We start from the raw sequence: 16,382 nt of genomic DNA, 5'->3' as shown, positions 1-16,382 counted from the left end.
ATGGGCTGACTACCTGGGGTAATAAAAATGAATGAATACGGATCCTCTGCCAACGCGATTGACGGCGCGATAGAGCAAGCCTTGCGTGAAAAACGATTGGTTGGCGCGGTCGTTTTGGTGGCGCAGGGCGGTGAGATCGTTTATCACCGCGCGGCGGGCATGGCAGATCGCGAAGCGGGCAAGCCGATGGCGCTCAATACGCTGTTTCGTCTGGCCTCGGTATCCAAACCGATCGTGTCCACGGCGGCGCTGGCATTGATGGCGCAAGGCGCCATGCGGTTAGACGATCCGATCACCCGTTGGCTGCCGAATTTTCGCCCGCGGCTGGCGGACGGCACCACTCCGTTGATGACGCTACGGCATCTCATGACCCACACCGCCGGACTAAGCTACCGCTTTTTCCAGCCGGAAGGGGGATTCTATGCCCAGCTGGGCGTCTCCGACGGCATGGATGAAGCGTCTGTCAGCCTGCAGGAGAACGTGCGGCGTATTGCCTGCGCCCCTTTGCTGGCTCCGCCCGGCGCGGCGTGGCGCTATTCCATCGCCACCGATGTCCTGGGCGCGGCGATCGAACAGGCGAGCGGCCTGCCGCTGACGCAGGCAGTAAAAAAATGGGTGACCGGGCCGCTGGCGATGACGGATACCGATTTCCTGGCGGTGGATCCCGCACGTTTGGCGGCCGCTTACGCCGATCATCCCGGCGAGCCGCGCCGTTTGCGCCAACCGGATCGTTTACCGTTCATCGATGGCTGCGCCGGTTTTCATCTGTCGCCGGCGCGTGCGCTGGATCCGCAGGCGTACGCCTCCGGCGGCGCCGGCATGGTCGGCTCGGCGGAGGATTTCCTGCGCCTGCTGGAAACGTTGCGCCAAGGGGGCGGGCAGGTGCTGCCGGCCGAATGGGTGACGGCGCTGACCACCAACCAAATCGGCGATTTGCCGATGCCGTTTTGGCCGGGGCGCGGTTTCGGCCTCGGCATTACCGTACTGAAAGACCCCATCGCCGCGCAAACGCCGGAGTCCGTGGGGACCTGGCGAATGGGCGGCACCTATGGCCATTCCTGGTTCGTCGATCCTGTCCGGCAGCTCAGCGTCGTCGCGTTTACCAACACGGCGCTGGAGGGCATGTCCGGCGCCTTTGTCGGCGAGATTTGTCAGGCGGTCTATGCCGCGACGGGAGCGATGCAATGCGCCTGATGCCACCGATTTTCTTTATCGCGCTGGGGCTGTTCGGCGTTTACTGCATCGAGTTTGGCGTGGTGGGTATTTTGCCGCAGATCATCGCACGGTATGGCATCTCCACGGCGCAGGCCGGCTGGCTGGTCGGGATCTTCGCCCTGACCATCGCGCTGCTCGGGCCGCTGTTGGTGCTGCTGGCGTCGCGATTCAATCGCAAACGCATGTTGTTGATCGCGTTGGCCGTGTTTGCGGCGGCCAGCGCGCTGTCCGCTCAGACGGACAGCTTCGCCATGCTCATGTTGCTGCGCATTGTGCCGGCGTTGTTTCATCCGATCTATTTTTCGCTGGCCATGGTGGCGGCCGCGGCGCTTTATCCGCCGCATCTGGCCACCAAAGCAACCGCCTATGCGTTCATCGGCACCAGCATGGGCATGGTGTTGGGGATACCGTTGACGCAATGGATCGCCGGGCAGTTCAGCTATGAGGCGTCGTTTCGATTTTGCGCGCTGGTAAACCTTCTGGCGGCGTTGGGATTGCTGTGGCGCTTGCCTGATGCGGCCGTGCAGCGCCTCAGCTATGGCAAACAGTTGGCAATCCTGCGCAGCGGCACGCTGTGGTTGAATATCATTACCTGCGTGCTGATCTTTGCCGCGATGTTTGCCGTCTACGCTTATGCGGCCGAGTACCTCAGCCGTGAAGCCGGCATTGGCGCCGCCGCCATCGGCTTTCTTCTGGTGGTGTTCGGCGTGGGCGGCGTCGCGGGCAATCTGTTGGCCGGCAAGGGGTTGAGCCGCCATCGTGCAGTGACGGTGCTGCTGCACCCGCTAGCCTTGATTGTGGCTTATGCGCTGCTGTATCGCTACGGCAGCGCGAATATCGGTTCGATGACGGCGCTTTGTCTGTATTGGGGAGCGGCGCACACCAGCGGTTTGATCGTGACGCAGGTCTGGTTGACATCCGAAGCGCCGCAGGCGCCGGCGTTCGCCACCGGGCTGTATATCGCCTTTATCAATCTGGGGGTGGCGTTGGGGTCGCTGACGGGCGGCTGGTCCATCACCGCGTGGGGGCTACAGGGCAGCCTGCTGTGCGGAGCCTTGTTCGCCGCGCTGGCGGTGATAACGATCGCCGCCAGGCTGCGGTTGCAGCGGCAGGCTACCGCTGCGTTGGGTCGATCATCGCCATCACCTGCCGGAACATCGCGCTTTCCGCATCGGCCAGTTCGTTGACCAGCGTAAAGTGATTGCAGTGGCGATCGGCCAGCAACTGAACGTCGAGGCCGCGCGACAGGCAGGCGTCATAATAGGCCTGCGTTTGGTTTTTGAACCCTTGCGTTTCGCGTTGGCCGACGTCGAGCAGGATCTGCGGCGCATGGTCTTTCTCCGGCAGCAGAAACAGCGGGCTGAGGGTTTGCGCCTGTTCGGGCGTCAGGTGCAGCCAGTCGTTGATGTAGATATCGCACAGCGGGCGCAGATCGTAGAGGCCACTCAGCGCCAGCGCGCCTTTGATCGCGTCGGGCGGCAGGCGATAGCGTTGCTGCCAGCCGTCGGCGATCAGCATGCCGCACAGGTGGCCGCCGGCCGAACTGCCGCTGACGAAAATGCGCGCCGGATCGATGCCGAACGGCGCCCCGTGATGATAAAGCCAGGCGACGGCGCTGCGCACCTCGTGCACGATCTCCGCCAGCGTCGCTTCTGGCGCCAGTGTGTATTCCAGCGTGGCGACGGCCACGCCGCGCTGGGCAAACGCGGCGGCCATCGAACAGGCTTCCTCTTTGCGCTGCGAATGCCAGTAGCCGCCATGAATAAAGATCAGCAGCGGGGCGGGCTGCGTGCAGGCCGGGAACAGATCGAGGCGCTCGGCGGCGCTCATGCCGTAACGCAGATCGTAAATGCCGGGGGTCTGTGCCTTGGCTCGCTGGGCCAGCGCGGCGTATTCCGCCATGCAGGCGTCAAAATCTTCCACCGACGCGCGGGCGTTGTATTGCACCGCTCTGGCGGCGGTATCGTCGAACATCAGGTCGATTTTCATAACTTCTCCTTGTTGGTGACGCTCGATTATCCACCTAATGCTTTTTTAATGTTTGATGCGGAATGCGTCGCCGACGGGCGTTCTTTTTTGCTTCTTTTTGCGGTATATTGCTGTTTTATGCGTTCTACTGCGGAATAAACTCATGCACAAAGCGGCACGACAGCGCCATTTACTGGATTTGCTCAGCGAACGCGGGCAGGCGGCGGTGGCGGAATTGGCCAGCGCCATCGGTGTTTCGGTCGATACCGTGCGCCGCGACTTGGCCGATCTCGAGCGGCAGGGGTTGGCGCAGAAACATCACGGCGGGGCGATAGCGCTCGAACCGTCCGGCATGCCGCGCCAGGCGCGCGCTGCGCTGTTGCCGCAGGTCAAGCAGCGGCTTGGCCGCGCGGTGGCCGCGCAGATCCCGCCCGGCAGCACCCTGATGCTGGATGCGGGCAGTACGCTGTTGGCGGTGGCGCAGGCGTTGCGCGGCCCGGCGACGGTGATCACCGCTTCGCTGGATATCGCGCAGTGCCTGAGCGACAGGCCGGAGATCAATCTGATCTTGCTCGGCGGCCAGTGGGATGCGCGCCAGCGGCTGTTCGCCGGCAGCGCCACGCTGGCGTTGCTGGCGCGCTACCGCGCGGATATCGCCTTGCTGGGCGCCTGCGCGGTGCATCCTCAGCTGGGACTGAGCGCCGGCGAAGAGGCCGATGCAGAGGTCAAACGCGCCATGCTGGCTAACAGCGGCGAGCGCTGGCTGGTGGCCGACCATATGAAACTGGATCGCTGCGAGCCGCATCACGTTGCGGATCTGGCGCAGATCCAACGCCTGTTTACCGATCGCCCGTGGGACAACCTGGACGAACAATCATTGATTGAACTTTGTGTCGTCGCCGACGACCGCTAGAGGAGAACACTGATGAACGATACCGCTCGACCGTTGCAGGTGGCCCTGATTGGCTACGGCTTTGTCGGCAAGGCGTTTCACGCGCCGCTGATTAACGCGGTGCCGGGGTTGGAACTGAGCGTGGTGGCTTCGCGCGATGCCGCCAAGGTACATGCCGATCTGCCGCACGCGCAGGTGATCGCCGATCCGCTGGAGGCCATCCGCCGGCCGGAGGTGGATTTGGTGGTGATCGCATCGCCGAACGACACCCATGCGCCGCTGGCGCTGGCCGCACTGGAGGCGGGCAAGCACGTGGTGGTGGATAAGCCGTTTACGCTGGATTTGGCGCAGGCGCGCGCGCTGATTGCCGCGGCGGAGAAGCACGGCCGCCTGCTGTCGGTGTTCCAGAACCGTCGCTGGGACAGCGATTTCCTGGGGGTGAAACAGGTGATCGAGCAGGGGCTGATCGGTAAGGTGACGCACTTTGAGTCCCATATCGACCGCTATCGCCCTGAAGTACGGGTGCGCTGGCGTGAACAAAACCTCCCAGGCAGCGGGCTGTGGTTCGATCTGGGGCCGCACATGGTCGATCAGGCGCTGCAGCTGTTCGGTTTGCCGCACAGCGTGCAGGCCAACATCGCCACGTTGCGCCCCAACGCGCAGATTAACGACTGGGCCCACGTGGTGCTGAACTATCCGACGCACCGCGTGATCCTGCACGGCAGCATGCTGGTGGCGGGCGGCGTCTCACGCTTTACCGTGCACGGCGAGAAAGGCAGCGTGGTCAAAGCGCGCGCCGACGGGCAGGAGAGCCAGCTGCTGGCCGGCGTGACGCCGGGTTCGGCGGAGTGGGGCAAAGACGACGACGCGATGAGCCTGTTTATCGGTACGGAGCCGGTGCGCACGCTGCCGACGCCGGATGGCGATCAGCGCCAGTATTACTTCCAAGTGCGCGATGCGTTGCGCGGCGCAGGCGCCAACCCGGTTACCGCGGCGCAGGCGTTGGCGGTGATGGCGGTGCTGGAAGCGGCCACCCTGGCGGCGGAAACCGGTGTGACTCAGACGTTGCCGCTCACCGAGGCGGAAATCGCCGCCTGGTAACGGCTCGCGTCAGATAAGGCGTCAGGCGCATGGATACAGTGCATGCCATGCGTCTTCCGCCATGCTAACCCCTGACATAGGCTTACCCGCAGTCTATGTCAGGAGTGTTCATCATGTTATCCCACCCTTCGCCGCAAGGCGTCCGCGGCATACTGGCCGCTCTTTCTCTGAGCATGCTGCTGTCATCGCTTGGCATCAGCATTGCCAACGTCGGGCTGCCGGCGCTCGCCACTGCGTTCCATGCCTCGTTCCAGGCGGTGCAGTGGGTGTTGCTCTGCTATTTGCTGGCCGTCACCACTTGCATTATCGGCATCGGCCGTTTGGGGGATAGCCTCAATCGTCGCCGCCTGCTGCTGGCGGGCATTGCGCTGTTTACCGCCGCTTCGCTGGCTTGCGCGCTGGCTCCGCAACTGTGGCTGTTGCTGGCGGCGCGCCTGGCGCAGGGGCTGGGGGGCGCAGTCATGATGTCGATCGCCATGGCGCTGGCGGGCGAGGTTCTGGGGAAGGAAAAAATCGGCCGCGCGATGGGGCTGCTCGGCACTATGTCGGCGGTGGGCACCGCGCTGGGGCCGTCGTTGGGCGGCGCGCTGATCGCCGGTTTCGGCTGGCGGGCGATGTTCCTGATCAACCTGCCGCTGGGGCTGCTGGCGCTGTGGCTTGCCTGGCGATACTTGCCGAATGGGCCGCGCGCGGCAACGCGCGCGGAACCGTTCGATCGCGCCGGCACGTTGCTGCTGGGCGGCGCATTGCTCTGCTATTCGCTGGCGATGACCCTCGGGCGCGGCGACTTCGGCGCGCTTAACCTGGCGTTGATGTTGGGGGCGCTGTTGGCGGGGGCACTGTTTATCCGCGTGGAACGCCGCGCCGCATCGCCGTTGCTTGCGCCGTCGATGTTCCGCCATCCGGCCCTGACGGCGGGGCTGGCGTCCAGTGCGCTGGTGATGACGGTGATGACCGCCACGCTGGTGGTCGGGCCGTTCTATCTGTCGCGGGCGCTGGGCTTAAGCGCCGCGCAGGTCGGGCTGGTGATGTCGGCGGGACCGGCGGTGGCGATCCTGACCGGCATACCGGCCGGCTATCTGGTGGATCGCTTCGGATCGCAGCGCATCGCCCAGTTTGGGCTGACGGCGGTGGCCGCAGGCGCGGCGTTGCTGTCGCTGTTTAACCGTTGGGGCGTGCTTGGCTATATCGCCCCCATCGCGCTGTTGACCGCCGGCTATGCGCTGTTTCAGGTGGCCAACAACACCATGCTGATGAAGGATCTGTTTCCTGAACGGCGCGGGCTGATCGCCGGCATGGTGAACCTGTCGCGCAATCTGGGGGCGATCACCGGCGCGTCGGCGATGGGGGCGCTGTTTTATCTGGCTTCGCAGCAGGTCGCGGGCACTGCGGCCGCCGCGGCTTACGGCATGCGGGTGAGCTACGGCGTGGCGTCGCTGTTGGCATTGGCGGCGTTGATCATCGCCTTCGGCGGCCGCCGCCTGATGCTGCGTTACGGCGCGCGCTGAACCGCGTAGCGTTCTTGCACGAAACCGTTGTCCGATGAAGTGACGGCAAGCAGGCGCAGGCGCTGCTCCTGGCCATCGGTGCCGAATAAGGGGATACCGCCGCCCAACAGCAGCGGCACGCGCGTAATCGTCAGTTCGTCGATCAAGCCGGCCTGCAGGAAGCGCTGCACGGTCTGGCCGCCGTCGATATACAGGTGACGGCAGCCTTGCTCGGCCAACTGCGTCACGATGGCCGCCGGTTCGCCATTCATCCAGCGAACGTGGCCCGTTGCGTGCGGCGCGGGCGGCTGCGTCGACAGCACCACCACCGGCAGTGCGCCATAGGGCCACTCGGGAAAGGCGCGGACTTTATCATAGGTATGGCGGCCCATCACCAGCGCGTCGATGTCGGCGACAAACGCTTCAAAACTCAGCCCATTGAGCAGCGAAACCGCATATTCGGGCCGCAGCAGCCAGTCGATGTCGCCGTCCGGTCCGGCAATGAATCCGTCTACGCTGGTGGCGATGTAAACCGAGCATTTCATCAGGCGAGATCTCCCCGATAAACCACATGCACCTTGTTGCCGTCGGGATCGCGCAGGTAAGCGCCGAAATAGCCTTTGCCGTAGTGCGCGCGCTCGCCGGGCTCGCCTTCACTGCTGCCGCCCGCCAGCAGACCGGCGGCGTAGGCGCGTTTAACCGCCAGCTCGTCGGCGGCGAGGAAGGCCAGCATGCTGCCGTTGCCGGCGCTGGCGGGCTGTCTGTCGAAGGGTTGGTAGGCGTAAAAACGCGGCAGCGTTTGGCCTGGCATCACCCAGCAGCGGGCGGCGGGACCGCCGTCCGGCGTCACTTCCCGCCGTTGTAAGCCCAATGGCAACAGAATGGCGTCGTAGAACGCGGCGGCGGCATCCAGATCGCTGACGCCGACGGTAATATGGCTGAACATGGCGCGTTTCCTTCCCCAAGAGAGAATAATGAACGCCTAAAACAGTAGCAGCGATATCGCAGGATGGACAGACCGCCGTGGAGGATTCGGATTAGGGACGCGCGCAGGTGTAGCGCGCTTCACGGTTCGCGGGGCAGGCTGCCGTTCAATTGCTCTCGACGCGCGGATTGGCGTGGGTCGGCTGGCTGGGATAATCCACCTGATGCTTGTGCAGATAATCGCGGATCAGCTGACGCACCACCTGAGAAGGGGTGACGTCCTGCTGCAGGCACAGCTCTTCCAGAGCTTTCTTCTTGTCCGGGTCAATCAGCACCGTTAGCCGCGCCGTTTTCTTTTCCATCAGGATCCTCCAGAGAATGATGACTGAATGATAATACCATGTGGACGAAGCGGCCAGCCAGACCGCGTCGCCGCTCGTTCTTAGCGGAAATGCAGCCGTTCTATTTTGCGTGACAGGTAGCCGAGTTCGCAGTTGAACAGCTCGCCGCTGCCGGCGGCCAGCGTGCGCAGCGTGCTGAGCGGCAACGTCACCGGCGCCGGCGTGGCGTAAATGATCACGTTGCCGCTGGGGGCGACGCAAAATAATACGGTGCCGAATATCCGGTGCAGGCTGTGGTACAGCAGGCTGTTTTCATCGGGCAGATCGTGGTAATTGAGCACCAGCCAGCCCCCGTCGTTCAGCCGCGCGGCGCAGTTTTCCAGGAATGTCTGGGTGCCTTGCTGCGGATCCATGGCGAACGCCGAATAGAGATCGGAGAAAATCAGATCGTAACGCGTCTCGGCGGGTGGGCGCACAAAGTCCATGGCGTCGGCGGTACGCAGGCTGATGGTGTCGGTGGCCGGCAGCGTAAAATAGCGGCGCGCGACGGCGATCACCGCGGCGCGCAGTTCAACTACGTCCAGACGCATGGCCGGATCGAGCGCGTGCAGCGCACGCAGCAAGCTGCCGCCGCCTAACCCCAGGATCAGCGCCGAGGTCGGCGGCTGCCAGGCCACCGCCATCAGCATCGCTTTGATATAGTTGTGGATCGGCTGCGCGGGGTTGCTGAGGCTCATCTTGCTTTGCTCGCAGATGCCGTCAAACCGCAGCGTGCGGTAGTCCTTGTGATCGGAAACGATGATTTCGCCCCAGGCGTCGGTTTCGCGAGCGATCACCTGGCCGCGCGGGGAGAAATCGAGGGTTCTGAGTAAGCTGTCAACCAGAGACATGGTATTCGCAGGTTTCCTTTGGCAAGCGGCCTATTTACGGGCGCACATGAAATCGGCGGTGCAAATGCGCCGGCCATCGATGCTGGCGCGGCCGGTGAAGCGGGCGATCGCGCCCCGCCGGCGTACAAAGGCGACCTCCATCAACACCTGGTCGCCGGGACGGGCGGCGCGATAAAACCGCGCCCGCTGAATGGAAGCGAAGTAGTAATGTTCTCCTTCATTCAACGCCCCGAGATAATAATGCGCCAGCAGCCCAGTGCTTTGCGCCAGCGCTTCCACCAACAGCACGCCGGGAAAACCGGCGAAGTGCGCATGGCCGCTCCAGAACGTCGGCTCATTGGCGGTGATGTTCTTGATGGCGCTCAACCGGCCTTCGGCAATGCAGGTGCCGGCGGGCAGCACGCGATCGACCAACAGGCAGGGATAACGATGAGGCAGAATCGCCTGAATATCGTTGAATTGCAGGGGGTGACCGTTTAATGGCATGGAAGTGCGTGATCCTGTCTGCGGCGAATCCGGTGCGGTGGCCGGCGTTCGGTCCATAATGAGTGTAATGACATTATAATAAAATTATCATCAGATGTGCCAGATGAAAGACATGACGGCGGTGACGGTTGGGGAACAGCGAAGGAGGGGAAGACACCCGATCCTGACGATCGGGCGTGGTGGCGCGTTTAGTGCTTGGAGCGGGTCACCTTGTCCAAATAACCCATCACGAAGGCGGAGAGCACGAAGGTGAGGTGGATGATCACATACCACATCAGCTTGTTGTCGGGCACGTTCTTGGCGTCCATAAACACCCGCAGCAGGTGAATGGAGGAGATGGCGACGATAGATGCGGCGACCTTGTTTTTCAGCGAGGTGGCGTCCATTTTGCCCAGCCAGCTCAGTTTCTCTTTCCCTTCGGTGATATCCAATTGCGAGACGAAGTTTTCATAGCCGGAGAACATCACCATCACCAACAGGCCGCCGACCAGCGCCATGTCGATCAGCGACAGCAAGGTCAACACCAGATCGGCTTCGGTAACGGCAAAAATATTTGGCAGGACGTGGAGAATTTCCTGAAAAAACTTGATCGACAGGGCGACCAGAGTGAGCGAAAGGCCGAAATAAACCGGTGCGAGCAGCCAGCGGGAGGCGTACATCGCGTTTTCTAGCAAGCGTTCCATCATAAAATTGTTTTAAATGCGTAGCAAAAAGGGCGCTCAGTATAGCGCAAGAGGCCTGGGTGAAATCAACCGCTTGCGCCAGCAGAGGGCGCTATCAGGCCACTACGCGCGCCGTTTTTCGCCCGCTGCGGATCCACAGCGCCACGGCCCCCGCCGCCGTCGCCAGCGCCACGACGCCCGGCCAGCCCGCGCTTGCCAGAATGCGGCTGCCGAGGGCGGCGCCGGTCGCCATACCGATGAACACGCCGGTGAACAAGAGGGCGTTCAATCGGCTGCGGGCTGCCGGATCGAGACCGTAAACGATGGTTTGGTGCGCGATCAGCGTAGCCTGGATGCCCAGGTCGAATCCGACGGCGCTCAGCGCAATGAGCGCCAGTTGCGCCGGGAGCGGCAACAGCGGCAGCAGAAACATCAAGGCGAAGGAGGCCAGAACCAGTCCCGCGCCGATACGGGTCACGACGTCAGGGCCGTGCCGATCGGCCAGACTGCCCGCCAACGGCGCCGCCAGCGCACCCGCCGCCCCCGCCAGGCCAAACGCGCCGGCGGCCGCGCTGCCGATCTGGTAGCGCTCCGCCAGCATCAACGCCAGCGTTGACCAGAAAGCGCTGAAGCCCAATGACAGAAAGCCTTGCGCCAGCGTTGCGCGCCGCAGCGCGGGATACTCGGCCCACAGATGTCCCAGCGAGCGCAGCAGCGCGGGGTAACTCAGCGCGTTATGAGGGCGAAGACGCGGCAACATGCGCCAGATCGCCAGCGTGATCGACAAAACGCCCAGCGCCGCGAGCGCGTAGACGCTGCGCCAGCCGGCGTACTCGGCGAGCGCGCCGCTGAACACACGCGACAGCAAAATGCCGGCCAATAGCCCGGTCATCACCGCGCCGACGGTTTTGCCGCGGCTGGCCTCCGGCGCCAGCGTGGCGGCGGCGGGGATAATGTCCTGCGCGACGGTGGCGGTCAGGCCTATCGCCAGGCTGCTGAGCAACAACAGCGGGAACGAGGCAGCAAAAGCGCAGAGTAACAGCGTCAGCGTCAGCAGCGCGCCTTTTACCAGAATGATCCGCCGGCGATCGTACCGGTCGCCGAGCGGCGCCAACAGTAAAATGCCCAGCGCATAGCCTAACTGGGTCAGCGTCGGCACCATGCCGGCATCGGCGACGCCGGCGTGGAAATCGGCGCCCATCATGCCAAGCATGGGCTGGCTGTAATAGATTGACGCGACGCTGAGGCCGGCGCCGGCGGCCAGCAGAAATACGACGTTGGCGGACGGTGCGCCGTGGGTGGTGGCGGTGCTCATGGCAAAAATTCCTGTAAGGTGAATGTGCGGTCATTTTTACCGCTTGCTTCATGCCGCTGTAGCCCCCTCGCAGGTAAAACTGTTATACACTCAACGTATGAATAAAATTAACTTACCTAACGGCGACCGCATAACTTTGCTGCATACGCTGGTGCGCATCGTCGAAAGCGGCAGCCTGTCGGCGGCGGCGCAGCAGCTGGGCACTTCGCAGCCGACGATCAGCCGGCGTCTGCAGGCATTGGAACAGCTGCTGGGCGCCAAACTGATCCAGCGGACCACCCACGCCCTCAAACTGACCGACGACGGCGAGCGCTGTTACCGCCAGGCGCGGGGGCTGATCGAACAATGGCAAAGCCTGGAAGAAGGGCTTGGCGGCGCGCGCGACGAACCGGTCGGCGTGTTGCGCGTGCGGGCGCCGCACGCATTCGGCCAGGATCAGCTGATCGGTCCGTTGGGCGAGTATTTGCGGCGCTACCCGCAAACTTACGTTGAGTGGACGCTAAACGATCATTCTCCGGACTTTATTCCCGAGGGGGTGGATTGCGCCATTCACGTCGGTGCGGTGACCGATCCGTCGGTCGTGGCGGTGTTGCTGGCGGAGGTGCCGCGCAGCACGGTGGCGTCACCGGCGCTGTTGGCTGAACGACCGGCGATCGTCGATCTCGACGATTTGGCCTCATTGCCGTGGCTGGCGGTAAACAGTTTTTATCGTAATGAGGTCGTCTTGACCCACGCGACCAGCGGTGAACAGCGGCGTTTCGACATCGCGCCGAGGTTGAGCACCGACAGCCTTTATGCGGCGCGCAAGGCGGCGCTGGAAGGGCTGGGCGTCGCGATCGTGTCGTCTTGGGTGGTGAAAGAAGAATTGGCGCAAGGCGCTCTGCAGACGCTGTTACCCCTGTGGCGAGCCGAGCCACTGCCTATTTACCTGTTGTATCCCTACGCCAGCTATTATCCCGCGCGTTTACGCAAATTCATGGAAATGATGAAAGAAACGATGCCGCGCATTCTCGGCGCGCAGCCGCCGACGGGGCGCTGACGGCCTTCAGTGTCTGGCTTTTTTACCGTCGCTGTGGCCGAGAGAACGATCGGGGAAGCTGTGATCGCGCAGCCGCTGCTTTAACTGCGCCGCATCGGGGAAGCCGCCGTCAATCTTGCGATCCCAAATCATCACGCCATCGACGCTGATTTGGTAGACCCCGCCGGTGCCCGGCATCAGGGTGACGGAGGCGAGATCGTCGCCGAAGGTGTTCAGCAGCTCTTGCGCCATCCAGCCGGCGCGCAGCAACCAGTTGCATTGTGAACAGTAGTGAATCGTAACGGCGGGTGCGTTTTTCATCGTTGATCGACCGGTTAGTGGTGACGGCTTGCAATCAGCCTGCTGGCTCGCAAGCGATGGTGGCTGTGTATCGCCAAATAGTCAAGCGCCTGCTGCGGCCAGAGCGACAAGGGGAGCCGAGTGCGCATCACGGCCGCTTGCTTCCGGCAAACCATTCAACCCCGCGCAGCATGCCCGCCCAATAAAACCGGGGTAAAAACCAGGCTTTCAGCCACCAGGCCATACGGCTGGGCTGGGTTGCGTCGAGCAGTGGAAACGTGGGCAGCAATTTACCGTCATAGCCAAACTCCGCCAGCACAACTTTGCCTTTCTCGACCGTCAATGGACAGGAACCATAACCATCATAATGGGCTGTGAGAGGCGTGCCATGAATACGTGCCGCGACGTTTTCCGCCACCACCACCACCTGCTTTCGCGCTGCCGCCAGGGTTTTGGCGTTTGGCGTTGAGCAACAGTCGCCTACCGCAAAAATATCCGGCCAATGCTTATGTTGCAGCGTCAATTTATCCACATCGCACCAGCCGGCGCCATCCGCGAGTCCGCTTTGCGAAATAAACGCCGGGGCTGATTGAGGCGGCACCACGTGAAGCATATCGAAGGGCAGGGTTAACTCGCGTTTTTCCTCTTCATTTGTCTCCACGGCAAATATCGCTTGCCGATTTTCGCCATCTATACGGATTAAATTATGATTGAAGTTGACCTGTGCACGGTATTTTTCCAAATAGCCGCTCAGCGGGGGGACAAATTGCGGAATGCCAAAAACCGCCGTGCCCGCAAGACAGAAATTGACGTTAATATTATTCAGAACGCCTTGCCGCCGCCAATGGTCGCATGAAAGATATAAGGCTTTTTGCGGCGCGCCGGCGCATTTTATGGGAAGCGTGGGTTGGGAAAATATCGCCTTGCCGCCTTGCATCTCCCGGACCAGTTGCCAGGTGTATTCTGCAAGATCAAAACGATAATTAGAGGTGACGCCGTTAAATCCTAACGTCTCTTCAAGGCCTTCTATTTTATCCCAACGTAAAACAAGGCCGCAGGCAACAATAAGGAAATCATAGTTTACGCGTTTACCCTGACGGGTCTCTATATATTTTTCATTGGGATCAACCCTGACAACGCTGTCCTGGAGCCATGAGACGCCAGAAGGAATAACATCGCGCATGGCGCGCTGCGTTTTATTGATATCAAAGAGCCCGCCGCCCACCAGGGTCCATGCCGGCTGGTAATAATGACAGTCATTGGGTTCAACGACAATTATATCCGCATCTTTAACTCGCTTCCTTAAGCTTGCGATGACGCCGATGCCAGATGAACCACCGCCAATAACAACAACTTTCTTCAGGGTGTTTATTTTTTCTGGTTTCATGCAGGTCTCCTTTCATAAGAAAGTAGGGGGTTGCGGCTCAGATTTAAAGATAATTTATAGAACTTATGGTTATATTAAAATTCGCATATTCGATTTTGCTATATGTAATAGCCAAATGTAATAAGTTATTTGACAATCAACGCAAACTGATCGTTAATAAATGCCATAAATATCGAAAGGGAATTAATGCATTGGATTTTTTCCATTTTACTTTTTATACCCTGACGCTGTTGGTGATAACCGGGGGAATAGTCGGATTTCTCCTGGCTCTGACCGGGGGAGGCGGATCCATCGTCTGCGTGCCCTTGTTGCTGTATATGGTGAAAATCCCGGATACGCACTTGGTTATAGGCACCAGTGCCATGTCCGTTGCCATTAGCGCGCTGATCAATCTTTTTGTTCATGCCGCCAAAGGAAACGTCCGGTGGCGGACCGGCGTTACCGTTTCGCTGGTGGCGGTGGTGGGAACGCTGGCGGGCTCTCAGGTGGGAAAAATGACGGACGGGCACCATTTAACCCTGCCTTTCTCTCTGCTGATGCTGGTTGTCGCCGGATTGACGCTGAAAAAAAATCATCGGGCAGGCAACGGATTACCGTCCTCCCATCCGACATTTCATCCCGCCATCGTGTGGCCCAGCGTGCTGGCGCTGGGCGCGGTGGCCGGTTTTTTGGGCATCGGCGGCGGATTTTTGGTGGTGCCGGCGCTGCTCTGGTTCTTCCGCTTTTCGCTGGTTGAAGCGGTGGCGACCTCACTGGTCGTGGTTTCCGCCATGGGATTATCGACAAGCGCAAGCTATGCCATGTCCGGCAAGGTGTCGCTGGTCATTACCTGCTGGCTCATCGTCGGCGGTGTTCTGGGGGGCGTCGTGGGGGTGGCGCTCACCGAGCGCCTGAAAAAACGCGAGGACATTATCCGTGTGCTCTATGCCGGCATGTTGTTGGTGCTGGCCCTTTATATGCTTTTTAAAAGCCTATAAAACAAAAGGAAAAAATATGCACATCCGTACTTACCATCATCAGCTCTCCTTTTCGGGGGCGCCCGCAGCGAATGATTTCGCCATCCTGCATCAACAAGGCTATCGGTTTATCGTCAACAATCGGCCAGATGAAGAGCCGGGCGAGTACCTTAACCATCAACAAGAAAAAGCGTTGGCTGAGCAATGGGGAATGGGCTACGTCTATCTGCCTTACACATTCGACACGCTGACCTGGGAGACCGTTTATATCTTCCATTACCTGTTGCGGCGGGGTGAGAAGACCCTGGCGCATTGCAGGAGCGGAGCGCGTTCTGCCTGCCTTTCCCTGCTGTATGCGCTGCGCGAAGGCCAGATAGACGAAGCGCAATTCCGCAGCCAGTGCGCAGAGTATGGCGCCGATGCCGATAAGGCGCTGGGCTGGTATGGCCGGCATCAGGCCGTTCAGCCTCACGCGCAAGTGCACGCGTTTTATGAGCCGGAAAGCGGCAGCCTGCAGTATGTCGTCGCCGATCCCGCAGCGCGTCGCTGCGCCATCATCGACCCGGTGCTGGATTTTGATCGCCGATCGGGCACGGTCTCGCATCAGCAGGCCCGCACCATTTTAAGCTTTATCCAGCAGCAAGGATGGGGAGTGGCCTGGGTGCTGGATACGCACCCGCATGCCGACCATTTTTCTGCCGCCACCTGGCTGGCGCAGAAAACCGGCGCCCTCACCGGCATAGGCGAAAAAATTACCGCTGTGCAGGGGCTGTGGCAAGACATCTATAATTTGAAAGAATTGCCTCCTGCCGAGACCCTGTGGGATGCGCTGTTTGCGGATGGGGACGTCTTTTTTATCGGCAACCTGCGTGCTGAAGTCTTGCTGTCTCCTGGCCACACCCTGGCGTCCGTCACTTATCACATCGCCGATGCGGCGTTTATTCACGATACGTTTTTCATGCCGGACAGCGGCACCGCAAGGGCCGATTTCCCCGGCGGAAATGCGGAAGCCCTGTGGGATTCGTTGCAGCGGATCTTGAGCCTGCCAGCGGATACCCGCCTGTTTACCGGCCATGATTATCGCCCGGCGGGGCGTGAGGCCCGCTGGGAAAGCACCGTGCGAGAGCAGCGCGAGAACAACCCCTGGGTGGCCAACATGGATAAAGCCCAATTTATCGCGCAAAGAAAGCAGCGAGACGCCACGTTGCCGCATCCGGAATTGATGCTGATGGCGCTGCAGGTCAATATTCGCGGCGGCGTTCTGCCAGATTGCGAAGATGATGGGCGGCACTACCTCAAAATCCCTGTTAATCGCTTCAAGGGGTAAATCAAGCCGTGGAGGCGCGATCGTTCACGGCTGCCAACCTCAAGGCGATCGCGCCGTCTGTTAATGGTTTTTTATGAAATAAGCAGACTGATTCATATTTAATTATTTGTTTT

The 16,382-nt window shown here is 61.1% G+C and carries 18 protein-coding genes; 8 read left to right on the top strand and 10 right to left on the bottom strand.

Going from position 1 to position 16,382, the window contains the following annotated elements; translation table 11 throughout:
* Window positions 1-27: 27 nt before the first annotated feature.
* Both ACMGF7_RS20165 and ACMGF7_RS20160 read left to right on the top strand, forming a co-directional pair.
* Window positions 28-1,194 carry a serine hydrolase domain-containing protein gene (locus ACMGF7_RS20165; protein WP_197763571.1) on the top strand — a complete coding sequence of 389 codons (1,167 nt, stop codon included), beginning with the start codon at window positions 28-30 and terminating at the stop codon, window positions 1,192-1,194.
* Window positions 1,185-2,402, top strand: coding sequence for an MFS transporter (locus tag ACMGF7_RS20160; protein ID WP_197763570.1), 1,218 nt, complete (start codon window positions 1,185-1,187; stop codon window positions 2,400-2,402). Before ACMGF7_RS20165 ends, ACMGF7_RS20160 begins: the two co-directional genes overlap by 10 nt.
* On the opposite strand, the gene ACMGF7_RS20155 is transcribed toward ACMGF7_RS20160, so the two are convergent.
* The gene (locus ACMGF7_RS20155) at window positions 2,329-3,204 is read right to left on the bottom strand and encodes an alpha/beta hydrolase (RefSeq protein ID WP_197798862.1); all 876 of its coding nucleotides are present in this window, start codon (window positions 3,202-3,204) and stop codon (window positions 2,329-2,331) included. The two genes, ACMGF7_RS20160 and ACMGF7_RS20155, sit on opposite strands and share 74 nt — an antisense overlap.
* 142 nt (window positions 3,205-3,346) lie before the next feature.
* Here ACMGF7_RS20155 and ACMGF7_RS20150 point away from each other — a divergent pair, with 142 nt between their 5' ends.
* The 3 genes from ACMGF7_RS20150 to ACMGF7_RS20140 all read left to right on the top strand — a co-directional run bounded on the left by ACMGF7_RS20150 (window position 3,347) and on the right by ACMGF7_RS20140 (window position 6,684).
* On the top strand, window positions 3,347-4,096 hold the full coding sequence (locus tag ACMGF7_RS20150) for a DeoR/GlpR family DNA-binding transcription regulator (protein WP_033645883.1): 750 nt from the start codon (window positions 3,347-3,349) through the stop codon (window positions 4,094-4,096).
* Between the two features lie 12 nt (window positions 4,097-4,108).
* The gene (locus tag ACMGF7_RS20145; protein WP_076740223.1) at window positions 4,109-5,176 is read left to right on the top strand and encodes an oxidoreductase; all 1,068 of its coding nucleotides are present in this window, start codon (window positions 4,109-4,111) and stop codon (window positions 5,174-5,176) included.
* A gap of 113 nt (window positions 5,177-5,289) precedes the next feature.
* Window positions 5,290-6,684 (top strand): MFS transporter, encoded by a 1,395-nt coding sequence (locus tag ACMGF7_RS20140; RefSeq protein ID WP_197798863.1) that lies wholly within the window; start codon window positions 5,290-5,292, stop codon window positions 6,682-6,684.
* Here the strand turns inward: ACMGF7_RS20140 and ACMGF7_RS20135 are convergent.
* From ACMGF7_RS20135 to ACMGF7_RS20105, 7 genes are all read right to left on the bottom strand, one after another.
* On the bottom strand, window positions 6,669-7,208 hold the full coding sequence (locus ACMGF7_RS20135; RefSeq protein ID WP_170310335.1) for a dihydrofolate reductase family protein: 540 nt from the start codon (window positions 7,206-7,208) through the stop codon (window positions 6,669-6,671). The two genes, ACMGF7_RS20140 and ACMGF7_RS20135, sit on opposite strands and share 16 nt — an antisense overlap.
* Window positions 7,208-7,609 (bottom strand): VOC family protein, encoded by a 402-nt coding sequence (locus ACMGF7_RS20130; RefSeq protein ID WP_015377846.1) that lies wholly within the window; start codon window positions 7,607-7,609, stop codon window positions 7,208-7,210. Before ACMGF7_RS20130 ends, ACMGF7_RS20135 begins: the two co-directional genes overlap by 1 nt.
* A 145-nt stretch (window positions 7,610-7,754) precedes the next feature.
* The gene (locus tag ACMGF7_RS20125; protein ID WP_004928567.1) at window positions 7,755-7,949 is read right to left on the bottom strand and encodes a ribbon-helix-helix protein, CopG family; all 195 of its coding nucleotides are present in this window, start codon (window positions 7,947-7,949) and stop codon (window positions 7,755-7,757) included.
* Between the two features lie 80 nt (window positions 7,950-8,029).
* On the bottom strand, window positions 8,030-8,818 hold the full coding sequence (locus tag ACMGF7_RS20120) for a spermidine synthase (RefSeq protein WP_049241041.1): 789 nt from the start codon (window positions 8,816-8,818) through the stop codon (window positions 8,030-8,032).
* A 30-nt stretch (window positions 8,819-8,848) separates the two neighbouring features.
* The gene (gene fabZ, locus ACMGF7_RS20115) at window positions 8,849-9,304 is read right to left on the bottom strand and encodes a 3-hydroxyacyl-ACP dehydratase FabZ (protein WP_015377847.1); all 456 of its coding nucleotides are present in this window, start codon (window positions 9,302-9,304) and stop codon (window positions 8,849-8,851) included.
* A gap of 188 nt (window positions 9,305-9,492) precedes the next feature.
* On the bottom strand, window positions 9,493-9,987 hold the full coding sequence (locus tag ACMGF7_RS20110) for a TIGR00645 family protein (RefSeq protein ID WP_004928561.1): 495 nt from the start codon (window positions 9,985-9,987) through the stop codon (window positions 9,493-9,495).
* 94 nt (window positions 9,988-10,081) lie between these two features.
* Entirely contained in the window at window positions 10,082-11,281 is a 1,200-nt protein-coding gene (locus ACMGF7_RS20105; RefSeq protein ID WP_049188839.1) for an MFS transporter, read from the bottom strand.
* Window positions 11,282-11,378: 97 nt separating this feature from the next.
* Between ACMGF7_RS20105 and ACMGF7_RS20100 the strand changes: the two genes are divergently transcribed.
* Window positions 11,379-12,320 carry a LysR family transcriptional regulator gene (locus ACMGF7_RS20100; RefSeq protein ID WP_015377850.1) on the top strand — a complete coding sequence of 314 codons (942 nt, stop codon included), beginning with the start codon at window positions 11,379-11,381 and terminating at the stop codon, window positions 12,318-12,320.
* 6 nt (window positions 12,321-12,326) lie between these two features.
* On the opposite strand, the gene ACMGF7_RS20095 is transcribed toward ACMGF7_RS20100, so the two are convergent.
* Together ACMGF7_RS20095 and ACMGF7_RS20090 are read right to left on the bottom strand one after the other, a co-directional pair.
* Complete coding sequence (locus tag ACMGF7_RS20095; protein ID WP_004928553.1) at window positions 12,327-12,620, bottom strand: SelT/SelW/SelH family protein; 294 nt, start codon at window positions 12,618-12,620, stop codon at window positions 12,327-12,329.
* A gap of 127 nt (window positions 12,621-12,747) precedes the next feature.
* Window positions 12,748-13,986, bottom strand: a complete 1,239-nt coding sequence (locus ACMGF7_RS20090; RefSeq protein ID WP_049241037.1) for an NAD(P)/FAD-dependent oxidoreductase — start codon at window positions 13,984-13,986, stop codon at window positions 12,748-12,750.
* A gap of 65 nt (window positions 13,987-14,051) precedes the next feature.
* On the opposite strand from ACMGF7_RS20090, the gene ACMGF7_RS20085 reads away from it, so the two are divergent.
* Window positions 14,052-14,963: a sulfite exporter TauE/SafE family protein gene (locus ACMGF7_RS20085; RefSeq protein WP_321147673.1), complete on the top strand. Its 912-nt coding sequence runs from the start codon at window positions 14,052-14,054 to the stop codon at window positions 14,961-14,963.
* A 16-nt stretch (window positions 14,964-14,979) separates the two neighbouring features.
* Window positions 14,980-16,269 (top strand): bifunctional sulfur transferase/dioxygenase Blh, encoded by a 1,290-nt coding sequence (gene blh / locus ACMGF7_RS20080; RefSeq protein WP_004928544.1) that lies wholly within the window; start codon window positions 14,980-14,982, stop codon window positions 16,267-16,269.
* The last annotated feature ends 113 nt before the right edge of the window (window positions 16,270-16,382 follow it).

Source organism: Serratia sp. BNK-17, assembly GCF_048684935.1.
Classification (GTDB): domain Bacteria; phylum Pseudomonadota; class Gammaproteobacteria; order Enterobacterales; family Enterobacteriaceae; genus Serratia; species Serratia nematodiphila.
This window is presented reverse-complemented; position numbering and strand designations above follow the sequence as displayed.